Here is a 21,126-nt window from a genome sequence, read left to right as displayed (position 1 = left end):
TCAGGGAAGATTATACCCTTCATTCCTGTTTCGTGTCTGTGTGTGGCTTATTTCGCATTGGAACAGCATGTCTGATGCTTTCCCATCCGGGTTATTCCAGAAAATCTGTTCGTGGCTGATATCCTGGGTATTTCGTTCAATCCTGATATTTTTGTCATATAGTCGCACAGGTTTCCTGTTGAACCTTGCTGTGTTTTTTCTCTCACCAGTCAACAGAAAACCCTGTTGACCATTTCATGCAAAACAAGCAACTGAAACAACAAACAAACCCGTTGATTGTTTCCATTAATATTATAGATATTTGATATATTTATTTATATAAACATATATAAATATTGCAATTAAGATAAATATAGTTTATAAATAACGTATATTTAAGGAGTTATTGAATGGAGTAATACTATGATAAATTACAGCACTATTTTTTCCCTGTTATCTGAAGGCATCAGAATCCCTGATAATCGTTCCTGTCCGTTGGCAGGACGTTACCTGCGTTGTTTTTCTGATGAACGTAAGGTGGGACGTTCCACGGTTTTTTACATTCGTGATTTTGTCATGGTGAACGCACCAAGAACATCTGTTGCGGATAAAGTGGAAGATACTGGATATGACATTCTGGGTTTATTTCCAAACTTCATAGACGTTCCTGCAAACGTCAAGGACAAGGCTGGTTATAAGCGTAAAGTTCTGGAACAACTGGTTGAGCCTTATCTTCAGCCTTTCATCACCAAAAAACGTATGGATTTTGGGTATGACAGGATGCTGATGCCTGCTCTTGGGCAATTAAGGAACTGCTTCTCTCAGGTTCAGAAAACCATCCTGAAAGACATCTGGGAAGGACTGAAACCCGCAGAGATTTCCATGCTCTGGTGGAACAATGATTTTTCCCGTCTCATGACCAGTCTGGACACTGACAACGCAGTGAAAGCCCTGTTGAGACAGATAGAAAAGCCGGAAAAACTGGCTCAGTGTCCTATGTCAGAAAAAAAGAAAATTCCTGCAAAAGCGTATCTGGTCCTGAATGTTGAAACGACTGGCAGGGAAGACCATGACCAGGTAATTCAGATTACGATTACCGACCATAAGGGTAATTTGCTGTTCAATCGTTTCTGTCAGCCTTCTGTCTCCATTCAGAAGGAAGCCAGTGACCACCATCACATGACGAAAGATATTTTGACACGCGCCACACTTATGGGAAACCAGAGTGTCACAACATGGCAGGAGATTTACCCTGAAGTGGTCAAACTTCTGTCTGGCAGGACTGTCTATGCGTTTAATGTGGCGTTTGATGCTCAGATGGTTCTGAACACCTGCAAGGCTTTTGACCTTGATACAGGCTGGATGAAGACGTGTCATTGGGTGAATATGAATCTTTACATGAACTCAGCCACTAATATTGGCAGGAATTTATCGAGTGAACTGGTTGGTATGTTTGGGAAACCCATGGATGAACCGGCTCAGGTCATTCCTTTTCCGGCTCATCGTTGGCAACAGTTTGCTCCAGAAAAAAACACATCAAATATGGGAATTATTCAATGAAATCTTTATAAAAAGTGTTAATTTTCTCTATGCCAGATATCAGCTTTGAAAACACCATATCTTCAACAAAAACATCACTGGTCCAATCCACTTCAAACTTATTTCTTTTGGAATCTATATTGGTTTTATTATACCAATCAGAGAAATGTTTTTCCAATAATATCTGACCATCTTCATTTTTATATTTATCAATGTTTATTTTATATACATAAATGCGGATTTGTGGAGTGACATTGTTACCAACCGATTTATAATACAGAATAATTTTTACGGCTCCATTCCAAGATTCTATTTCCCAACGCGGGCCGTTCGGCCAGGATGTTTTACATGATACTTTCTTTTTAAAATTTTGCAGAAAAGGAAATATTTTTTCACTTATGTCACGCTCGTATATGTTGTAAACGTTCTTTTTGATACGCTCTAATTTTCTAATATTCGCAAGGTTACTAAAAACAAAATCTTTATTTTTATCTTGCATTTCATATTTCTCCGTTAAACTTGCCAAATGGTTCAAAAACTCTTCAGAAAACATATACCATTTATTTTCTTTTTTAGGAGAAATAGTCAGTAAACGTTTTCGAATTGCAGAAACAAGATTGGGATACGACACTCCAATCCAATTTTTCTTTTCAGATTGTCCTCCTGGAGAAAGCAAAACGTAAATAATCTTTACTTCGTCTTCCATTAAATGTTTTTCGGCATATTCAACGTAAGACTTAAAAGGATTCACGGCAGAGTGTCTGATTTTATTCTCTACGATAATAGAAAAATCTGCTCCTGATAGAATCAAGTCAATCCGTTTTCCATCTTCGGTCGATACCTCCCTTTGGGGCTTACAAATTAATTCTCTCCCCAAAATATCGCCATTAGGTATGCAGTCCAAAAAACCTTGGAAAAACACATTGCCTAAACCATGGTCGTTTTTGTCATATAAGAAAAATGCCAAAAGGTCAGTTATTGGATTTTCATAATGATCTAACTTCATAAGACTAAATATGTTTAATGGTTTTTTTACTGGAAAATGCGTTTTTGCATCCTCTAAAAAATTTTTACTTGCTTCAATTTCAGACATATAAATTTTCCTATTATTACTTCTAAGAAAAACGCTATGTGCAGGAATGTCGAGGATATCCCTGCACGGATTTCCCAATTATTTGTGCATCATCTTTCGAATAAGATGTCCTGCCGTTTCCAGAGATTCATTGCTATTCAAACCACTTGGGGACGAAAGATGAGAAACTACAGCAAATGGTATTTCTCCCGGACGAAGAAAAACAGTCTTCCTATGTCCACCAACCTCAAAGTCATGGCGTTCCAGTTCAACCTGTTTTCCAAACACAACCTGCGAAAAATCACCCACATGGGTAATGCCAACACCTAAAAACAAACGAGGTTTTTTGGCCTGTAACTGCTTATGCATATTTTCGAAACAGATTGACCGAATGTAATCGGCATAGGCTCTTTTGTCAGGGAAACCCGTTCTGATTTTCGCATCTTCAGACCACGCTTCAAGGGTGCGACATTCCACAGGGAATAAGTTGGTCTGGAAATAGCCTGCTGTTGAACTCTCAAAAATCTTTTTCTGTTCTGCATATGACAATGCATCTTCGACTTTTTGTCCCTCGATAGATGCAATTAATTTGAAAGCATTCCGATTGTAAGTCCAATTACGCCACTGGAGACCTACCGTATAATTTTCAATTTCGGCTTCTGTTCCGTTTTCATTCTCTGACTCACCATATTCAATGCCACACAACCATAAGGAGCGTTTCTCGGGAGAACCAATGTCTCCAGGGCCACCAAACTGGTGGTTTTTCAAAGAAGGAGGAAGAAGGTCTATTGGATTAATGTTAGACATATAATTTACTCCATTAGAGATGGTCGATAATGACGCGAACTCGTCATGTTTGCCAACAGGCTTTAAAGAGCGTTTACGATTGAAAATTTTTCTATTTTTATGAGATTTCTGATGTGCTCTGTAGACATGCATTTAACAATTGACGCATCAAAATTTTTATGTTTCAAAATTAAGATTAATATGAGATGTAGTGCGTGATGAGTGACACTAATATCAATATATCCTGTTCTCCTAAAATTGGTATTTTTTGGCTTATCATAGAAAATGGAGAATCACGTTTTCTAACAGATATGATTTCGGTTGAAGAAGGGGAGGAATATGGTGACTCCGTTACATGGAGTGGACACTATGATTTTTGGGAAAAAATCCGAACACAAAAAAAGACACTCTTAGTGTCTCGCGTTCCCCTTTGGTCTGAATATGAAGAATGGCCCCGTGGGCGTGTTATCTTCAATAAAAACCATAATCAGTTTGTCGTATATGCGGATAGAAAAATTTTGACAGACATGGGAAAGAAAGAAATATCTTTGGTATTCTCTTTGCCTAGTGGGCAAACTGTCTTTAGGCGAGATGGTCATTACGTCAGCATACGCCAAATTACAATCTGACGCATAAGCATACAATTATGTTGGCTATTTATTTTTAAAATAAATATAATAATATATTTGAAATTATGTTTATTATTTACTTATAATTACATTTGAACGTCACATTCATAAAATGTTGACCATTTATTTTATAAGGAGATTTTACCATGCAATTTAGATTATTAGACAACAAAGGCACACCCAAATGGGAAATCAGTCGTTGGACCTACAGCCCTGAAAAGAAGCGAGCCATCAAGGAAACCCTTGGCTCTTTCCCCTGCTACTATTCCATGGTTTCCCGTGGCATTCTGGATAAATGCACCACGCAGGAAAAAGCTGAGGTTCTGGAATGGTGGCGTGTCACCAGTGAAGCCGTAAACAGGGAACGTGTCAGAAGTCAGGTAACGACCCTTCCTTCCATCTTCCAGGACCTTGAAACCCTGTTGGACGTTATCCAGGACAATCCTGAAGACCTCGCGGAACTTAAAAAACACGCCTATGCGTTCAAGGAGGCTGTCAGCAAGGTTGTTCGCAGGAAGTCACGCCAACAGAAAAATCAGGAAGCCGTCAACAGCGTTCCCGCTTGACCATTCCTTATGTTTTCCCCTTCATAGTCAACAGGGTTTTATGTTGACTACTGCCCTATTTTCATAAAATCACATCAACACAAAATACTGTTTAAGTGTTCGTGCTTGTAACACATTTTATAAGAAGCACCTGCATTATACCTGTAAAATACCTTTTTATACCTGCTTATGTTTTCTTATCTTGTTTGCCATCCCTTTTGTTATTTTTTGATTATAGCCAGGCATACCAGTATCCGCTTCGCGTCTACTGGTAACTGGCAAGGGGGAAAATGCTTTTCCCCCGTTGACCCCCATTTAAGCAGGAGACCCATTTCATGAGTGAAAAAAGAAAACTGAAAAAATCGTTACTGGTTCGTCTGGATGATGAACAATATGCGTGCATTACAAACCATGCCAGACAGCGTGACATCACAGCCAACAGTCTTGTGCGCGAGTGTCTGGCAGGTGCTCTTTCTCCATCTGATACATATCAGAAGGTCAAGCCAGTCAAAGCCTATAGTCCACGCACACCACCCAAGCCGGAATACATCAAGGAGCTTTACAGGCTCAGGGAAAGCACGGCTGAACTGTGTGGGGCATTGGTGCAATATGCCATCAAATCCCGTCAGGAGGGTCATGTCATGGCTCATGCTGAAGCAGAATCCCTTATCCCGGATGTGCGTGATGCTGTGCGTAATCTGGACAGGCTCCGCAAAAAGCTTGAAGGAAAATAATGATTAGCGGGGCTACACGTGGCAAGGGTGGCTCAGGACTATGGCGTCACCTTCTGGACTACAAGCGTCAGAATGATGCTGTCATGGTTGGTGCATCACGTGGGTTGATTGAAACCGGCACGAAAGACCAGATTAAGGAACTCACCACTATTGGCAGTTATGCCAGCCATTCCAAACCTCTCCACCATGTTCATGCAGACCCCGCACACGACTGGACATCAGACCAATGGGCTGATTTCTGGCAGGATTACGAAAATGAATTTTTTCTCCAGAAACAGCCCTTCACTGAAGTTGTGCATGTCAAACATGGCCGGGAACACAAGCACAGGGTGTATTCCCTTCTGTTGCCATCGGGTTCCTGTATCCGAATGGATAATGATTTCATCAGACGTGAGAAGCTGAACCGACTGGCAGAAATACGCACAGGAGAACCTATCCTGTCGGGCAGGCATAATGATGTTGTTATCAAGGCTCTGGAAGCCGAAGGGAAAACAGCCCAAGCCCAGATACTCAGGGATGCAGGACTGGAAGGAACACGCACCAGAGGGAAACTGAAGCCCCAGGAACGTGCCCAACAGGAACGCACCCATATTGATAAGGCTGGTCTGGCTGTAATCGTTCTCAAGGGCTGGAAGAGCTTTGTCCCGACTGTTCTCATGGAGCAGTTAAAGGCTCATGGTTGTCATCTGGCTATGGGGGATAAGGGGCCGGTTGTCATAGACCAGACTGGCAATGTTCATGCGTTGAACAGGCTGGTCAACATGGCCTCCAAAGCAGAGGGAAAACCTCTGAAAATTACAGCAAAACAGGCTGTGGACTACGTCAGGGGGTATGACCTCCCATTTTATGCAGACATTCAAAAGAAAGGAAAAATTAATGAAAGAACACTTCCAGAACTCGGAACAGTCCAAGAGAATTTCTTTATACCGGCAGACCTACCAGGAAGCCTATGGAGCGAACAAGAACACACAAAACATTCTCGACCTGATGAGCAACCAGACAGGAGACAAACCCTCACCCATCGACCAGATACAGCAGTTACTCGAAACCATCGCACAGCAACAGGTTCAAATCCTGTCAGCACAAAGCCAGATATTAAAAAGATTGTCTGCACTGGAACACTGAACAGACGCATCACCCATGTTGCCAGCCTGTCCCATATTGTTCTGATAACCCCGGATTATATCAGGGACATCAAAGCCCGATTGAAACAGGCAAAACAGGAAGACTGGTATTTTTATCGCAGGGCCTATCAGAACCTTGAAGACCAGGAATACTGGCTTGACCAATGGAACAACAGCATTGACAGCAACATTCTGCTTTTGCTGGTGGAACTGTTTCTGAGCCTGTTTTTTGGTGGCACTGTGACCATCAGAGAGAAGGTTTATCCTGTTGCCATTAATTTTGGGCTTCCTGCTCCCATCAGTGATGCGACATGGAACATGATGAGCGATGACCAGCAGGACGAAGTGCTGTTCGAGAGCTACCTTTTATACAAATCGTCCTACAAAAATTATCAGAAGCTTCATGCCGAACAGAACGGGAATTCTGTCACGTTTGAGGATTTCCTGAACCTGCATGGCAAGGATATTCTGACACAGATGATTTCCATAAATGTGGACTATCTGGAAGACAAATTAACAGACTGGAAGAACAGGAAGATAGACGCAGAAAATGCGAAAATTCTCCAACAGACCAATGAAGTCATGACATGGATGAAACAGACTAATTCAGACGTTGCAAACCATGGAAGCACTTTGAAGATGTGATGTGAAACCCATAAAAAAAGGAACCCCGAAAGGTTCCCCATAACGTATGACGCATATACTGGTGATTAACCAGCAGAGTTAGCTTCAGATATTGCAGTACTGATACTAGAGAATGTTGTCTTCAAGTTTCCACCGACTGATGTGACACCACCAATAATTACGACTGAAATCAAGGCAGCAATCAGACCATATTCGATAGCGGTTGCTCCAACCTTGTTTTTAAATGTTTTAACTAAAGTTTTCATATGAAAATCCTCCAAATATTAATATTGAACACCTTATTATTATGATGCCTTAAATATATAATAATAAATGTATTTGCTAATATGCAAGAAAATCGAACTTTTTTAAATTATTTTCTTGACATTATCTTTTTGTTGTTAAATAATGATTTTATGTTGTAGCGACATAAGTGACCATCAGACCCCCTCCCAAAGCGGTCTGGTGGTTTTTTATTATGAACCTTTAACGAGATTGGGTGTCATTGTGTCTGCCAAATTATCAATGGTATATACATGACCTAGTTGTGTTGTAACTTCTAAAAATTGACTAGTATTATTTTGATTTTTATCTCCTATATAAATATTGTCACCATCATTTTCACTTAGACCTAGAGAAGCTTTTGACCAAGAAGTGATAGGCTGTTTAGTTTTTGCATCATAAAGTCCAAATACGTTTGTAATTTGATCATTAGGATTCTTCTTATTGTAAGATGTCATCTGGGACAAAAAAACGCTTTGGTTAAATATGGAGTTATCTGCAAAACCATCAGTTCCTCCTAAAGTATTATTTCCTCCTAAAGTACTATCTACATAATCATCATAAAAATTGTCCAACAAAGATTTTTTTAAATTATCCATATCTTCTTTTGTAAAATTTGTAACAGATGTTGGTATTGTAGAATTATTTCCTTCATTCCCATTGGTGCTATTTCCTGAACCAGCAGGGCTACCATTACCACCAGTTCCACTTGAACCACTACCAGAGCATTCGCCAGACCCACCAAGATGTTTGGATATTGTGCAGTAGGTATTTGATAAATTTATACCAACGGCTGACATGCCACCAACAGCCAAAACGCTAATCAAAGAGGCAATAAGCCCATATTCTATGGCTGTTGCTCCAACATCCTGCTGTGCTTTCTTTTTATAATAAATCATGATTTAAAATCCTCCAATGTATATATACGTAAATTATTGTAGTATACATTGATGAATATATTCAATAATATTGAAATAAATACTGTTTCAAAAACTTGCCTTTAGGAACACAAACCCCTTACACTGTAAACATAAGGGTTAAATTGTATTCAATACTATGTATTCATAATTAATTTTAAAAATTAATAACTGATCGATAATTTAAGGAGATATTTTATGAGTGAAAAAATTGATATATCGAATAAAAAATTTATACCGTTAACGTCGATATGGTTCGTGTTTGTTTTTCTGTTGTGCCTTTTGGATTATAAATCAATTATAATTTTTGGGTTTTATGCAACCATTCCGTTTTCTCTAATAATTTTTTGTGGAACACCAATTTATTTTTTTATTATTCTTCCGCTCTTGATCCCTCTCAATGAGAAACTTGGAGGTAATAAGATAATCCAGAAAAAATAATTGGACAAGAAAGCAGCAATATTATTACGCATGGTGAATATTTATTTTCAGGGCGAAGAATCATGAATAGAATAGAAAGTGCGAATAATTCAGCGGACAGAAGAAGACCCAAGAAAACAAACATTTTATGACCCCAGATTCAAATGTGTGCATATAAAATACCAGATATTAAAATCAAATGAAATAAGGAGAATGTTTTAATGAAGAATTATGGTTACGCACGTGTCAGCACCAGAGACCAGTCCACTGATATGCAGGTCAATCGATTGCTGGAAAGCGGGATTCCAAAAGAAAGAATTTTTACTGAAAATATATCTGGTGCAACAGAAGACAGGCCGGAGTTAAACAAATTATTAAATCTGTTGCACAAGGGGGATGTTGTGACTGTCTGGAAAGTGGACAGGCTTGGGAGAAGAACAGCCCATCTTGCACGATTGCTGGAAGAATTTAACGAAAAAGGGATTACAGTCAGGAGTCTGACAGAGGGCGTGGATACGTCAGACAGGTCAAGCCGTGTCAGTTATCTGCTGATGTCTGTCATTGCTCAAAATGAGCGTGAGACGATTAATGAGCGTATCAGGTGTGGCATAGACCATGCCCAGAAATATGGGACAAAATCAGGTCGCCCCATAGGCAGACCCAAAGTTAGTTCTGTTAAAGTCCAACATGCTCTGGACCTTTTAGCCTCTGGAAAAAGCTACAGACATGCCTCTTCCATTGCGGGTGTCTCTTTAGCCACATTGGTCAGACGTGTTCAGGCTATGCAACAGAAAAACCAGTTCACACGCCAGACCAGTATTTTTGAAACCATCAGGCAGGATGCTATTTAAGGAATACTCCATCTTTGTCTGCCAGATGGTCAAGGAAAATGGGGTATTTCACCTTATCCAGAAAAGCCTGTGCTTCCCCTCTGGAAAGGTTGGAGCCATATCCAGCCCCAACAGAATCCGTTTCATGTCCAAAAATTTTATTGATGATTTCCATGTTCAGGTCAGAGGTTCTTAAAGCCTGTCTGAAGGTATGACGGAAGGAATAAGCCACAAGGCTTTTGTCTGTCAGTCCAATATCTTCAAGATAACGGTTGATACGCTTTGACCATGATTCAGGCTTGATAACTTCCCCTCTGCGTGACTGCATTAACCCTAGACCAGCCTGAGCCTGTTTCTGGACATAATGAAGAAAGCCAATTTTTCGCAGTTCTGGCAGGATGGGAATCAGACGGGGGCTATTGCCTGTTTTTGTTCCTGTCTGGCGTAAATCCAGACAGGGAATCCCTTCCAGGTCATAGAGTTTGGCAGGAACGTCAGAGATTTCCCCAATTCTGGCACCAGTCAGGGCAAGAACGCTGATAAACCAGAAGTCAGTCAGACGTTTTGTCTGGTGGCCGGGTCTGCTTTTAAAATGTTCGCTATGGTAGCCGGAAAACAGGGGGCTGTTGAAAATCTGTTTCAGTTCGTCATTGGTGAACGCCCTGCGAACTTCTTCCTGTCTGGTCAGTTTTTCTTTCTGGGTCTTGGCTCTGGCTTTGACATCTGCAAAGCCTTTATCCTCAATCAGACCTGACTGGACGCACCATTTCAGAAAAAATTTCACTTCCCCAAGATGCCGGACAATCGTGCCATGACCCAAGGTTCCCCCACGTAAGGAAGGCTTGTTTTTCAGCCAGTCCGCATAGGCTTTAATGTCCTGTTTGGTCAGGAGGTTCAGGGCTTTATTGCCAACAATTTCCTGAAACTGTGTGAAGGTAATGCGGTAGCTGACACGTGTTTTTTCTGTCTGTCCCGGATTATCGTCATGGAAACGTTCAATCAGGTTTGTCCATGGCTCAGAGCATTCTGTGCTTGCAGGAGAAGTGGAGAGGATAGAGGGAACAGGAGGAGCCTGTGTAGCCAATCCACCAAGGGAAATGGCTTTTTCCATGCCTTCCAACATGCCCTGTTGTTTGGCCTGTTTCCACATATCTGCAAGGGTTGCTGTCATGTCAGCACTCTCGCGGACATCCTGTGCTTCCTGTGTCTTGCGTTGCATGACAACGTTCAGCCAGTCGGAGAAATGCTTTTTGACGTTCTCTGGCATGGCTTCGATTTCTGAAGCGTGCTCATGCACAAAGGCTTTCATCTCTTCAACGGGGATTTCCCTGTTGAAATAGGCTTGAAGCTTTTCTGCCAGTCTTTGTCTGAGTTCCATCCAGATACCATTGAACGCTGAAGCAAGTCCGAGAGCTTTTGCCCTTGCGACTGTTCTATCACTGGTTTTGAGGGAACGAACAATATGCTGACCTGCAAAGGGTGTCAGATCAGCAGGAACCCGAAGCCTGAGATACCAGGTATGGCAACGTCGAACCATGTAGGGTGTAGGCAAAACTGGCGTCCCTTATGTAACACGAACAGGTTACACAGTGAGGGAAGACAAGTATGATTTTTGTTGAAAAATCAATGCCTTATAGACGTATGGTATCCCGTACGGGAGGGCTGACTTATCTGGCACGCACCCAGCCAGCGGACTGGGCCGCGCAGCCAGCCATGCAGTGCGTGATTTGCGAACATCATTTTGAAGCCGAGGATATGGCACAATGTCCCGCTTATGGTGGCACCATATGCTCACTCTGCTGCTCGCTTGATGCCCGTTGCCACGACCGCTGCAAGCCTGTTTCCATGCGCATGAAAGTCCAGTTACTGACCCCGTTACGCCTTCTTCCCGCACGTCTGCGCCGCAGGCTTCTCTCCCCCATTGGGCGGTTTCTGAGCATGCTTGCGGGCTCGGCACTCATGCTGGGTGGATTGGCATGGCAGGTTGATGGCCCCTGGCGCCATGTTTTCCTGTTCATTTTTCTAGCCTGCGCCATCGGGGCATGGCTGCTGGTCATGACCCAGGAAGGCCGCCGCACGGCAACGCGCGAAACACTGCACCAGACCCGCCTGCTCATGAACGAAATCCGCGCCCGCCGCCGCACAGACGAGGCCCTGAAACTCGCACGCGAAAAAGCCGAATCAGCAAGCCTTGCCAAAACCCGTTATATTAGCGGCATAAGCCATGAGATCCGCTCCCCGCTCAATGCCATCATGGGCTACATTCAGCTCCTGCAACACGATAAACGCATGCCAGCAGAACGCCAGAAAACCTTCGGCATCATGCGCGAGAGTGGTGAGCATATCACCAGTATCCTATCCGGCCTGCTTGATATCTCACGCATTGAGGCGGGACGTATCGAACTGCACTCAGACACCATTGCCCTGCCCGCGTTTTTGGAATCTGTCGCCCAGATGATGCGCCTGCAAGCTCAGGCAAAAGGGCTGACCCTCAACTGGGAGCCGGGCTTCCTGCCCGCTGTGATCAGTTGTGATGAACATCGCCTGCGGCAGATCCTGCTGAACCTGCTCTCCAATGCCATCAAGTTTACGCGCCACGGGAGTGTAACGTTTTCTGCCCAGTGGCAGGGGCAGATTGCAGAATTTATTATCGCCGACACCGGGCCGGGTATAGCCGAGGAAGATTACACCCGCATTTTTGAACCCTTTGAACGGGGTCGCATGACAGCCGACATGCCCGGCACGGGTCTTGGATTAACCATTACCAAACTGCTCACAGAAATTCTGGGCGGTGAGCTGACCTTTACCAGCACGCTGGGCGTTGGCTCCCGCTTCCGTGTGCGGCTTATGCTCTCCGACCGTGATATTGCGCTAGCCCCCCAGTTGCCAGCATTCCCGACAGGCTATGACGGACCGCGCCTTACCGTTCTGGTTGTTGATGACAACATGGAACACCGGCTGATCATGCGTGAAACTCTGGAACGGTGTAACTTTAACGTTGAAGAGGCAGAAAGTGGCTCTGACTGCCTCGCATGTCTCCCAGAGGTGCGGCCAGACCTGCTACTGCTTGACCTGTCCATGCCCGGTATGGATGGGCGGGATCTGGCCCTGCGTATTCGCCAAACGGAATTTTCCGCAACCCCGATTATTTTCCTGACAGGCAATCTGGTAGAAAGCACCAACCGGCACGTCCCCTCGCTTGATGACTGTCCGGTCATGGGCAAACCTGTCAACCTGTCCGCGCTGATTACCGAAATAGGGCAGATGCTGAACCTGAAATGGCACCTGCCACAGGCAGAGTCAGCACCGATCTCCCTGACCCCATCCGAACCTTTGTCCCCCGATGCAACCCAGACCTTATCAGCCCCCCAAAAGGCCGTACTGCTGACATCACTGAACAGTGGCAACCTCAGGCTTTTCCGGGAACAGCTCACAACATTGCAGGCAAAGCAGCCAGCCCTTGAAGCGGCTCTGGCTCCTCTGTTTGAGCTTGTCTCCTCCTACCAGCTTGAAGCCTTACGCCATCATCTGGAAATATCCACATCATGACCGCACCCGTCATAAACCGCAAAACCATTCTCGTCATAGATGACGACCCGGCCGTTCTGGGGCTGATGGATGAAAAACTGGGAGAGCAGGGCTATAATGTTTTGCTGGCACAATCAGGTGCAGGTGCGCTTGAGGTCATCAGCCACGCTGTGCCAGATCTGATTCTGGTCGATGCCCTTATGCCCGGCATGACCGGGTGGGATGTCTGCGAGGCCCTGCGCCATGACAGCCGTGTGACAGGTGTCCCGATCATATTCATGACAGGCCTTACTGAAACCGAGCACGTGCTCCGTGCTTTTGAAGCAGGTGCCGCAGATTACGTTACCAAGCCACTCAGGCTGGAAGAAGTTATGGCGCGTATTGGTGTAAGGCTTGAAGCCGCCGATCGCATCCATTCAGCCCATTGTGCGCTTGATCAGGCCGGACGCTACCTGTTTGCGATCACACGCTCAGGCGATGTGCTCTGGGCGACCCCTCAGGCCAGCCTGATACTGGCCACAATGCCGCATGCCCTTAAAGCACTGCCCACTCCACTTCCCGCACCCGGCACCATTATTCTGCAACAGGAATGTAAGGAGAGCCGCGTGGCACTCACGCTGGTTGGTGCCACAGGACCAGATGAACTGCTGCTGCGCATTGCCAAGCAGACCGTTTTTCCCGAAAACATATTGCGTACAAAGTTAAACCTCAGCGCCCGTGAGGCTGAGGTTTTACTCTGGATTTCACGCGGCAAAACCAGTCGGGATATTGCTGACATTCTACAGGTCAGCCACCGCACGATTGATAAACATATAGAGCAGATTTACAACAAAACAGGCCTGAGTTCGCGAGCGGCGGCAGCAGCCACCGCATCCCGACTACTGCAAGAACCCTGAATTTTACGGACTGGGCCTGGACGCGTCATCAGACAGGCGGTCATGGTCATTATCAACGATACCTGCCTTCAGGCAGGCCTTGTCTGCCTCGTAATGACGCACAGTGGCCAGTTCCTGCCTGATATGATCAATATCATGCTCCCTGCCATCTTCCTTGATGGGCTGCCCGGCAGGAGAAAGGGTGACACCTTTCATGATCCCAAACCCCGGCACCGGATCCAGCCTGATGAAAAACTGGTTTTCCGCAGGTGCTGTACCCTGAGCTATGCTGTTCTGTTCCTGCCTGTTCAACGCCCCCATCTCATCGGACAGCAGCACATCCTCCGCAAACAGATGGCGGCAATCAAGCTTGTCAAATGCAGGTTCTGCTGCATGCAGATCTTTGTGCCCGACAATGCAGGAAAGTGCCAGAAATGTAAAAACAGTTATCTTTTTTAAACCCGTCATTGCGACCCCCTGCGTGGTTCTAGCTCCAACCCGCCTGATAAATGGGTATAACAAACCAATCATGCTTAGTACTGGAACTGCATGCCAAGCAGGAAAGCCCCCTGCGCCGGTGTGTTCGCAGATTTGTACCGCACATAATCAAACGTAAACCGTAAATTATGGGCATCCATCACGTAGTTTGCACCCGCATCAAACTGCGTCGTCTTGGGGTGACCGGGGCCATACATACCTTCTTTAAATCGGAATTCCTGATACCGCACCAGAGGCTGCACACGACCCCAGCCAAGTTTATAGGGGATAAGATACGCTGTGCTGGCTAAAAAGGCCGTTCCTGCATTAATACCGCCCACATTCCCATAGGCTGGCGAGCGCTGTTTATACCCGGCAGAAATATCTTTCACACCATCCGTATAGTACTGATAGTATGCACCTTCCAAGGTATAGACACCATATTTTGCATTTTTCCCTATTTTTTTCTCAAACAGGCCATCGACGTTCCACGCCTTGTAGCTCCCCTTGACCTCGGCGCTGCCTACACCATCGGCCTCATACTGCCCGGCAAGACCAATGGCCAGAATATCGGCTTTGCCGTAATACGTACTGGCTGTGTAATACGCTGGAGAGGGTTCAGGATCCAGAAAGTTATATTCCACACGCCCGGCAAAAAGTGGATGCTCGCCATAGTTGGAGCCCCCCGGTACCCAGTTATGGCCACGGTAAATCCCTGTGACATAACGGAAACGATCCTTAAGCAACCGCCCCCAGACCGCCATGCCATCATCTCGGCCAGACCAGGCACCCGGATACTGCGCAACAAGCGGGAACGCATAGGTGCTGAGAAAATACGGACCATCAAGGTTTGATCGATCACTGGGAGTCAGCATCCGCCCACCCCAGATATTAAAGGCTTTCCAGCGTTCTACCTGTAAAATACCGTCAAGAACGTTCCAGTTCCCATCACGCAGCCGTTCAAGGTTCAAGGTCGCCTTGACGTATTTATGGAACTGCGCGCCCATATAAATACGAAAATCATCTGCGCTGGCAGCGCCTTTATTACCGGCCACGGTGGAATCATGGCTTAAGTATTGCGCCCGCACACCAACACCAAGGGTGAAAAACTGATCTTTCCCCAGGTTAACTGTTGCAACCGCGTGCGCTTGTGAAGAGACTATGCCCCCCAGCACCACACCAACCGATACAATGCTGCCATAGTAAAACAGTTCTTTTTTCCGGTCTGTCATAAACCGGGACACAAGCGCAATCATGGCTACCCCCTTGTGGCTGCGGTCACCTTCTGGCGACAAGGGGAATATTACGAAATCGAACCGGAAGGATGGGATGCGTAGAATTACTTACTATAGGGTTTATTCGTAATTTTTTTCTTCAACAGACCAATAAGACACAGTTTTCACAGGCCACCCTGCTCCACAATAAACGCGGCAATGTCCTCCACCCCTTCACTGGCGCGAATATTGGCGAATATGAACGGTCTCTGCCCCCGCATACGCTTGCTGTCCCGCTCCATAACACCCAGATCAGCCCCGACATATGGCGCAAGGTCTATCTTGTTAATGACCAGCAAGTCACTCCGGGTAATCCCGGGTCCACCTTTGCGCGGAATTTTATCGCCTGCCGACACATCAATGACATAAATGGTCAGGTCTGCCAGTTCGGGACTGAAGGTGGCAGCCAGATTATCGCCGCCACTTTCAACCAGAACCAGATCAAGCCCTTCAAACCGCTCGGTCAGTTCCGCAATCCCTGCAAGATTAATGCTGGCGTCTTCCCGAATGGCGGTATGCGGACAACCTCCGGTTTCAATGCCCATGATACGCTCCGGGGACAAAGAACCTGCGCGGGTCAGGAATTCAGCATCCTCACGCGTGTAAATATCGTTGGTGATGGCGGCAATATTATACTGTTCTCTGAACCGACGGCACAGCGCATCCATCAGAGCCGTTTTGCCAGTACCAACAGGGCCACCAATACCAACACGCAACGGACCATGTTTTATTTCTGTCATGTCCTGAATAACCTCGTTTCCTGTGTTTCATGATGCATGGCGGCCAGATCGGATGCGAAACACGCCCCTCCGATATCGTCCAGTGTCTGTTCCTGTGCTTTTTCAACCGCCACAATCAACGCAGGCTCAAACCCGGCCAGCGCACGCAAGCCATCCGTCTGCCCAAGCGGCACAAGCCGTACCGCAGCAGAAACCAGCGCCGCTACGGCGGCGTACCCGCCCGCCAGCAAAGCCTGAGGCCGCGCAACTCCCCCCATGCGAAAAACCATACCCTGCGCAACAGGGAGAGGCCAGCGCGTGCCCGCACACTCTGCTTTATCAGGTGTAGCCTGCCAGACAGCCGCCGCTTTTAAAAAAGCCTCACCCTGATAAACTGTTTCTTCATACCGCTCGCGGGACGACGCACAGGCACAGGCAAAATCTGCAATTTCAGCCAACCGGGCCATATCGTGCCCAGCCTGCCATGCAGCATTGAGCAGGATAAGGTCGTTTCTCAGACTTCCATATTGCAGCAGCGCGCCAACCCACGCCGTAAGGGAGAGCACATTCTGCACGCTGCCCTGCTCTACCGCCCATTCCAACCCGTGGCTGTACGCATATCCTCCGGTTGGAAATGCTGGAGAAACCCAGGACAACAGTCTGAGAAAAGCCAGCCCATCCCCGTTCCCGGCTGCGTCAGTCATGATGATGGCTGTGGTCACCATGAGGATGGTGCCCTGTATGCCCATGGTCACGGGCCGCATAGGCCCCACTTTCCGGGTCAAAGGCTGCCTGCACTCGATGCACGTGCCCTCCAAGCCCCTTCACCATATCCGCAATAACATGGTCATAGCGTATCAGAATACGCTCAGCTTCGATGGCCGCAGGCAGATGCCGGTTGCCCAGATGCCATGCCAGTTGCAACAGGTGCAAGGGAGTTTGCGCCCGTATCTCCATCAGTTCTTCCGGCAAAGCCTCTACTTTGACAATACGGCCATCCTCAAGGAGCAGTCCCTCTCCGGCCTGCAACAGATGCGCCTGTTCAAGCTCAAGCAGTATTTTTTCGCCAGACTGCGTGGGCAATACCCTACGCCGCCGGTGCCGCCCTTCATAATCCGCACAAAATACATCGGAAGCCTGTTCGACAGACCAGCTGCCTACCGGCAGAATTTTTACGACGCGCTTCATCAGAATAAAAAATACCTTTGTGCCATCGGGAGAATATCGGCTGGCTCGCAGGTCAGCAGGACACCATCGGCACGCACTTCATATGTTTCCGCATCAACCTCGATATGCGGCATGGCGCTGTTATGGATCATGCTCCGTTTGCCAATACCACCTCGCGTATCTGAAACAGCAGAAAGCCTTTTGTGCAAACCAAGTTTGCGGCCGATATCGTCTTCCAGCGCCGCTTTAGAGACAAAGGTCAGGCTGGTATGGGTCAGTGCTCCACCATACCCACCAAACATCATACGGCCATGCACGGGTTGTGGGGTCGGGATAGAGGCATTGGGGTCCCCCATCATGGCGTAAACAATAGCCCCACCCTTGACGACCATATCCGGCTTTACACCAAAAAAAGCCGGGTTCCACACAACAAGATCCGCCAGTTTGCCAACCTCGATCGACCCGACTTCATGCGACAGCCCGTGAGCAATGGCGGGGTTAATGGTATATTTGGCAATGTAGCGTTTGACGCGGTTATTATCTGCCCGGCCATCTCCGGGAAGCGCACCGCGCTGGCATTTCATTTTATGCGCGGTCTGCCATGTCCGTAATGGCACCTCTCCCACACGCCCCATGGCCTGACTGTCTGAAGACATCATGGACAGCACGCCCATGTCATGAAAAATGTCTTCTGCGGCAATGGTTTCCCGCCGGATACGGCTTTCAGCAAAAGCAATATCCTCTGGCACATGTGGGTCCAGATGGTGACAGACCATGAGCATATCCAGATGCTCATCCAGCGTATTGCGGGTGTAGGGCCGCGTTGGATTGGTAGAAGACGGCAACACATTGGGCAGACCGGCAACCCGAATAATGTCCGGCGCATGCCCTCCTCCAGCGCCCTCCGTATGGAAGGCATGGATTGTCCGGCCCTGAAACGCCGCTATCGTATCTTCAACAAAGCCGCTTTCATTCAGCGTATCCGTATGGATCATCACCTGCACATCCATACGGTCTGCCACACTCAGGCAGCAATCAATGGCAGCGGGGGTGGAGCCCCAGTCTTCATGCAGCTTCAGGCAACACGCCCCGGCCCGCACCATTTCTTCCAGACCGTCCGGGCGGGACGCATTCCCCTTGCCCGCGAAGGCCAGATTAACCGGAAAAGCCTCCGCCGCCTGCAACATACGTGCCATATGCCACGGCCCCGGGGTGCAGGTTGTCGCCGCCGTACCCGTTGCTGGCCCAGTGCCGCCACCGAGCATGGTCGTTACACCAGAAGCAAGGGCCTCCTCAATCTGCTGCGGGCAAATGTAGTGGATATGGCTATCTATACCGCCAGCAGTCAGAATTTTCCCCTCACCGGCAATAATTTCCGTACCCGGCCCGATGATGATATCCACACCGGGCTGAATATCCGGGTTCCCAGCCTTGCCAATACCCGCAATCCGTCCATCGCGCAGTGCGACATCCGCTTTTATAATGCCCCAATGGTCTATAATCAGCGCATTGGTAATAACGGTATCCGCCGCTCCCCCGGCCCGTGTGACCTGAGACTGCGCCATGCCGTCCCGGATGGTTTTACCACCACCAAAACGTACTTCTTCACCGTAAACTGTCAGGTCTTTTTCGACCTCCACCAACAAAGCGGTATCGGCCAGACGGACGCGGTCACCCGTGGTTGGACCAAACTGTGCTGCATATTCATGCCGGGTCAGACGGGTCATGCGTCCAGACTCCCCATAACATCACCTCTGAAACCAATCACAACGCGCTGACCACGCAGGGGCACCAAGGTGACCTCACGCTCCTGCCCCGGCTCAAAACGCACGGCTCCACCAGAAGGGACATCCAGCCGCCATCCCCGTGCGCTTTCACGGTCAAAATGTAGTGCCGGATTGACTTCGTAAAAATGATAATGACTGCCTACCTGCACAGGACGGTCACCTGTATTTGTCACCAGAACACTCTTCCGGGGCTGGCCCTCGTTCAGCAGAATATCCCCCTCATCCACCAGTATTTCACCCGGTATCGCATTCTGGGGCAAAGGATCAGCGTATCGGGTCATGAACCGTCACCAGCTTTGTACCATCAGGAAAGGTTGCTTCAACCTGCACATCATGAATCATTTCCGCCACGCCCTGCATGACCTGATCACGGGTGAGAACATGCCCGCCACTGGCCATCAGCGTTGCCACATCCACGCCATCACGTGCGCCTTCAACCACATGATCCGTAATCAGGGCTATGGCCTCAGGGTAATTCAGCTTGACCCCCCGCTCCAGCCTGCGCCGCGCCACCATAGCTGCCATGGAAATAAGCAGCTTGTCTTTTTCCCTTGGGGTTAAATGCATGTTCTGGCTAGTCCCTCGCTTCTGTTAAGCTGTCGTCATGAACGCCATGTAGACGGCACGGGGCGGCCAGAGCGTAGCATTACAAGAAGCTGACGTAACGCTTTTTCCAAAAGCCAGCTTCTGTCGGCCAGTCCACGCACCACCAGCATGCCATTCCATGCTGAAACGGCAAAACCCGTATATTCCGAAGCCTGCAAATGTGCTCTCACCTGATCCAGCAAGCCCATGGCATGGGGACTGACCAGCACCAGCGTAGCAACACTGCCCTGCCCGCCACTTACAGCCGCCTGCTCCAGCATGGCTGTAACATTACGACTCTCAAGACGTAACGCGTCTTCAAGCACAAGCCTGCCATCCCGTTTGATGGAAAGACGGTCAACCAGAGTCAGGTCCGACAGCACTTCGCCTGACCCTTTACGACCGAAAATACGGCTCTCCAGAAAAAGAAACTCCGCAGAGCCCGCCATATCTACCCGCATATGGCGGCAAAACCTGCTGCCATCAAAAAAAATAGTGCTGTGTGGCAACCACTCCAGACGCGCTTCAGGTTCAATCTGGCAGATCACGGTCATCTGCGCAGGCGCATCATCCGGGCGGGCGCGATACACTCTTTCTGCGGCCTGAGACGTGAGCAGGAGGTCCGTGCCTTCTCGGCATATCAGCCAGCCTTCAATACTATCCCCCGCCGCAATGCCGCCGGAAATATTGACCGTAACGGCCTCTACGCCCGCTCCCGCCATACGGGGAAAAAGCAAGCGGCAGCAGCCTCTTTGCTCAAGGTCGGCCATGCGGCTCATCAGCCCATGTTGCCTGACCTCCAGCCCAAACCGTCCCTGTGCACGCTGGAGCGACCCTACCACAAACCCGACTTTCCCATACTGGACATGACCCCGCTCTAGCACCTCTCCGATGGTTGGTCATTGCGTAATATTACATAGGAACAACGGGAGACAGGATCGAAGAACCCAGGTGATTCTCAAATCCCCTGGGCTCTGATCGAAAGAATGACGCTATGCAGCGACCGGGTTTCTCTGATTTTGCAGAATCATAAAATAACCCGGTTGGCTTGGGCGCAACCGGGTTGTTCGTATTGAAAACACCATAGTGTTCTTCCGCACTGACCATACACAACAAGGCAGTTAGTTCCCCAAACGCCCCGCACAAAACGCATGGTCATGATCTTCTTCACTCCCTTACTGATCGACGAACTGTTCCTGCCCGACGATACCCATCTGGGTGACCCCGAGCCTC

Annotated in this window: 22 protein-coding genes; 8 read left to right on the top strand and 14 right to left on the bottom strand. The window is 47.7% G+C overall.

The features are described 5' to 3' along the window. Nucleotides 1-402: 402 nt before the first annotated feature. Nucleotides 403-1,539 carry a 3'-5' exonuclease gene (locus HNR55_RS14365; protein WP_166116498.1) on the top strand — a complete coding sequence of 379 codons (1,137 nt, stop codon included), beginning with the start codon at nucleotides 403-405 and terminating at the stop codon, nucleotides 1,537-1,539. Here the strand turns inward: HNR55_RS14365 and HNR55_RS14360 are convergent. Beyond that, nucleotides 1,529-2,611 (bottom strand): PD-(D/E)XK nuclease family protein, encoded by a 1,083-nt coding sequence (locus HNR55_RS14360; protein WP_166116500.1) that lies wholly within the window; start codon nucleotides 2,609-2,611, stop codon nucleotides 1,529-1,531. The two genes, HNR55_RS14365 and HNR55_RS14360, sit on opposite strands and share 11 nt — an antisense overlap. A gap of 78 nt (nucleotides 2,612-2,689) precedes the next feature. Then, nucleotides 2,690-3,397, bottom strand: a complete 708-nt coding sequence (locus tag HNR55_RS14355; RefSeq protein WP_166116502.1) for a hypothetical protein — start codon at nucleotides 3,395-3,397, stop codon at nucleotides 2,690-2,692. A 194-nt stretch (nucleotides 3,398-3,591) separates the two neighbouring features. On the opposite strand from HNR55_RS14355, the gene HNR55_RS14350 reads away from it, so the two are divergent. The 4 genes from HNR55_RS14350 (at nucleotide 3,592) to HNR55_RS14335 (ending at nucleotide 7,053) form a co-directional block, all read left to right on the top strand. Then, complete coding sequence (locus HNR55_RS14350) at nucleotides 3,592-4,005, top strand: hypothetical protein (RefSeq protein WP_166116504.1); 414 nt, start codon at nucleotides 3,592-3,594, stop codon at nucleotides 4,003-4,005. A gap of 146 nt (nucleotides 4,006-4,151) precedes the next feature. After that, entirely contained in the window at nucleotides 4,152-4,571 is a 420-nt protein-coding gene (locus HNR55_RS14345; protein ID WP_166116506.1) for a hypothetical protein, read from the top strand. Between the two features lie 314 nt (nucleotides 4,572-4,885). Beyond that, nucleotides 4,886-5,284 (top strand): hypothetical protein, encoded by a 399-nt coding sequence (locus HNR55_RS14340; protein WP_095350628.1) that lies wholly within the window; start codon nucleotides 4,886-4,888, stop codon nucleotides 5,282-5,284. Then, entirely contained in the window at nucleotides 5,284-7,053 is a 1,770-nt protein-coding gene (locus HNR55_RS14335; protein WP_184382744.1) for a hypothetical protein, read from the top strand. The genes HNR55_RS14340 and HNR55_RS14335 overlap by 1 nt, the downstream gene beginning before the upstream one ends. 65 nt (nucleotides 7,054-7,118) lie before the next feature. On the opposite strand, the gene HNR55_RS14330 is transcribed toward HNR55_RS14335, so the two are convergent. Both HNR55_RS14330 and HNR55_RS14325 read right to left on the bottom strand, forming a co-directional pair. Next, nucleotides 7,119-7,298 (bottom strand): Flp family type IVb pilin, encoded by a 180-nt coding sequence (locus HNR55_RS14330; RefSeq protein ID WP_166116510.1) that lies wholly within the window; start codon nucleotides 7,296-7,298, stop codon nucleotides 7,119-7,121. A gap of 210 nt (nucleotides 7,299-7,508) precedes the next feature. After that, entirely contained in the window at nucleotides 7,509-8,213 is a 705-nt protein-coding gene (locus tag HNR55_RS14325) for a Flp family type IVb pilin (RefSeq protein WP_166116512.1), read from the bottom strand. Between the two features lie 659 nt (nucleotides 8,214-8,872). Here HNR55_RS14325 and HNR55_RS14320 point away from each other — a divergent pair. Next, nucleotides 8,873-9,502 (top strand): recombinase family protein, encoded by a 630-nt coding sequence (locus HNR55_RS14320; protein ID WP_166116514.1) that lies wholly within the window; start codon nucleotides 8,873-8,875, stop codon nucleotides 9,500-9,502. Here the strand turns inward: HNR55_RS14320 and HNR55_RS14315 are convergent. Then, on the bottom strand, nucleotides 9,495-11,018 hold the full coding sequence (locus HNR55_RS14315) for a DUF6538 domain-containing protein (RefSeq protein ID WP_308446046.1): 1,524 nt from the start codon (nucleotides 11,016-11,018) through the stop codon (nucleotides 9,495-9,497). The genes HNR55_RS14320 and HNR55_RS14315 overlap by 8 nt on opposite strands. Nucleotides 11,019-11,107: 89 nt before the next feature. Here HNR55_RS14315 and HNR55_RS14310 point away from each other — a divergent pair, with 89 nt between their 5' ends. Both HNR55_RS14310 and HNR55_RS14305 read left to right on the top strand, forming a co-directional pair. Then, on the top strand, nucleotides 11,108-13,030 hold the full coding sequence (locus HNR55_RS14310) for an ATP-binding response regulator (protein WP_242005623.1): 1,923 nt from the start codon (nucleotides 11,108-11,110) through the stop codon (nucleotides 13,028-13,030). Further along, a complete protein-coding gene (locus HNR55_RS14305) occupies nucleotides 13,027-13,905 on the top strand; it encodes a response regulator transcription factor (protein ID WP_166116519.1) in 879 nt (292 codons plus the stop codon). The genes HNR55_RS14310 and HNR55_RS14305 overlap by 4 nt, the downstream gene beginning before the upstream one ends. A 3-nt stretch (nucleotides 13,906-13,908) precedes the next feature. Here HNR55_RS14305 and HNR55_RS14300 read toward each other — a convergent pair whose 3' ends face one another. The 9 genes from HNR55_RS14300 to HNR55_RS14260 all read right to left on the bottom strand — a co-directional run bounded on the left by HNR55_RS14300 (nucleotide 13,909) and on the right by HNR55_RS14260 (nucleotide 20,777). Beyond that, nucleotides 13,909-14,352, bottom strand: coding sequence for a hypothetical protein (locus HNR55_RS14300; protein ID WP_166116521.1), 444 nt, complete (start codon nucleotides 14,350-14,352; stop codon nucleotides 13,909-13,911). 65 nt (nucleotides 14,353-14,417) lie between these two features. Further along, a complete protein-coding gene (locus HNR55_RS14295) occupies nucleotides 14,418-15,593 on the bottom strand; it encodes a porin (protein WP_306309678.1) in 1,176 nt (391 codons plus the stop codon). A gap of 167 nt (nucleotides 15,594-15,760) precedes the next feature. Next, on the bottom strand, nucleotides 15,761-16,375 hold the full coding sequence (ureG, locus tag HNR55_RS14290; RefSeq protein ID WP_166116523.1) for an urease accessory protein UreG: 615 nt from the start codon (nucleotides 16,373-16,375) through the stop codon (nucleotides 15,761-15,763). Beyond that, entirely contained in the window at nucleotides 16,372-17,079 is a 708-nt protein-coding gene (locus HNR55_RS14285) for an urease accessory protein UreF (protein WP_242005625.1), read from the bottom strand. Before HNR55_RS14285 ends, ureG begins: the two co-directional genes overlap by 4 nt. Continuing rightward, nucleotides 17,051-17,542 (bottom strand): urease accessory protein UreE, encoded by a 492-nt coding sequence (locus tag HNR55_RS14280; RefSeq protein WP_166116525.1) that lies wholly within the window; start codon nucleotides 17,540-17,542, stop codon nucleotides 17,051-17,053. The genes HNR55_RS14285 and HNR55_RS14280 overlap by 29 nt, the downstream gene beginning before the upstream one ends. Further along, nucleotides 17,542-19,248: an urease subunit alpha gene (gene ureC, locus HNR55_RS14275; protein ID WP_166116526.1), complete on the bottom strand. Its 1,707-nt coding sequence runs from the start codon at nucleotides 19,246-19,248 to the stop codon at nucleotides 17,542-17,544. The genes HNR55_RS14280 and ureC overlap by 1 nt, the downstream gene beginning before the upstream one ends. Further along, on the bottom strand, nucleotides 19,245-19,589 hold the full coding sequence (locus HNR55_RS14270) for an urease subunit beta (protein ID WP_166116528.1): 345 nt from the start codon (nucleotides 19,587-19,589) through the stop codon (nucleotides 19,245-19,247). The genes ureC and HNR55_RS14270 overlap by 4 nt, the downstream gene beginning before the upstream one ends. Beyond that, complete coding sequence (locus HNR55_RS14265; protein ID WP_166116530.1) at nucleotides 19,573-19,875, bottom strand: urease subunit gamma; 303 nt, start codon at nucleotides 19,873-19,875, stop codon at nucleotides 19,573-19,575. Before HNR55_RS14265 ends, HNR55_RS14270 begins: the two co-directional genes overlap by 17 nt. 35 nt (nucleotides 19,876-19,910) lie before the next feature. Beyond that, nucleotides 19,911-20,777, bottom strand: coding sequence for an urease accessory protein UreD (locus tag HNR55_RS14260; protein WP_264813795.1), 867 nt, complete (start codon nucleotides 20,775-20,777; stop codon nucleotides 19,911-19,913). Nucleotides 20,778-21,126: the final 349 nt, after the last annotated feature.

It is taken from the genome of Acetobacter lovaniensis, assembly GCF_014207635.1.
In the GTDB taxonomy this organism is placed as follows: Bacteria; Pseudomonadota; Alphaproteobacteria; order Acetobacterales; family Acetobacteraceae; genus Acetobacter; species Acetobacter lovaniensis.
The sequence above is the reverse complement of the archived record's forward strand: the minus strand, read 5'-3'. Positions and strand labels throughout refer to the sequence as shown.

Excerpts from the sequence above, each read along its gene's own strand:
- HNR55_RS14365 (WP_166116498.1), top strand. The coding sequence starts at position 403 with ATGATAAATTACAGCACTATTTTTTCCCTGTTATCTGAAGGCATCAGA.
- HNR55_RS14360 (WP_166116500.1), bottom strand. The coding sequence starts at position 2,611 with ATGTCTGAAATTGAAGCAAGTAAAAATTTTTTAGAGGATGCAAAAACG.
- HNR55_RS14355 (WP_166116502.1), bottom strand. The coding sequence starts at position 3,397 with ATGTCTAACATTAATCCAATAGACCTTCTTCCTCCTTCTTTGAAAAAC.
- HNR55_RS14345 (WP_166116506.1), top strand. The coding sequence starts at position 4,152 with ATGCAATTTAGATTATTAGACAACAAAGGCACACCCAAATGGGAAATC.
- HNR55_RS14340 (WP_095350628.1), top strand. The coding sequence starts at position 4,886 with ATGAGTGAAAAAAGAAAACTGAAAAAATCGTTACTGGTTCGTCTGGAT.
- HNR55_RS14335 (WP_184382744.1), top strand. The coding sequence starts at position 5,284 with ATGATTAGCGGGGCTACACGTGGCAAGGGTGGCTCAGGACTATGGCGT.
- HNR55_RS14330 (WP_166116510.1), bottom strand. The coding sequence starts at position 7,298 with ATGAAAACTTTAGTTAAAACATTTAAAAACAAGGTTGGAGCAACCGCT.
- HNR55_RS14325 (WP_166116512.1), bottom strand. The coding sequence starts at position 8,213 with ATGATTTATTATAAAAAGAAAGCACAGCAGGATGTTGGAGCAACAGCC.
- HNR55_RS14320 (WP_166116514.1), top strand. The coding sequence starts at position 8,873 with ATGAAGAATTATGGTTACGCACGTGTCAGCACCAGAGACCAGTCCACT.
- HNR55_RS14315 (WP_308446046.1), bottom strand. The coding sequence starts at position 11,018 with ATGGTTCGACGTTGCCATACCTGGTATCTCAGGCTTCGGGTTCCTGCT.
- HNR55_RS14310 (WP_242005623.1), top strand. The coding sequence starts at position 11,108 with ATGCCTTATAGACGTATGGTATCCCGTACGGGAGGGCTGACTTATCTG.
- HNR55_RS14305 (WP_166116519.1), top strand. The coding sequence starts at position 13,027 with ATGACCGCACCCGTCATAAACCGCAAAACCATTCTCGTCATAGATGAC.
- HNR55_RS14300 (WP_166116521.1), bottom strand. The coding sequence starts at position 14,352 with ATGACGGGTTTAAAAAAGATAACTGTTTTTACATTTCTGGCACTTTCC.
- HNR55_RS14295 (WP_306309678.1), bottom strand. The coding sequence starts at position 15,593 with ATGACAGACCGGAAAAAAGAACTGTTTTACTATGGCAGCATTGTATCG.
- ureG (WP_166116523.1), bottom strand. The coding sequence starts at position 16,375 with ATGACAGAAATAAAACATGGTCCGTTGCGTGTTGGTATTGGTGGCCCT.
- HNR55_RS14285 (WP_242005625.1), bottom strand. The coding sequence starts at position 17,079 with ATGGTGACCACAGCCATCATCATGACTGACGCAGCCGGGAACGGGGAT.
- HNR55_RS14280 (WP_166116525.1), bottom strand. The coding sequence starts at position 17,542 with ATGAAGCGCGTCGTAAAAATTCTGCCGGTAGGCAGCTGGTCTGTCGAA.
- ureC (WP_166116526.1), bottom strand. The coding sequence starts at position 19,248 with ATGACCCGTCTGACCCGGCATGAATATGCAGCACAGTTTGGTCCAACC.
- HNR55_RS14270 (WP_166116528.1), bottom strand. The coding sequence starts at position 19,589 with ATGACCCGATACGCTGATCCTTTGCCCCAGAATGCGATACCGGGTGAA.
- HNR55_RS14265 (WP_166116530.1), bottom strand. The coding sequence starts at position 19,875 with ATGCATTTAACCCCAAGGGAAAAAGACAAGCTGCTTATTTCCATGGCA.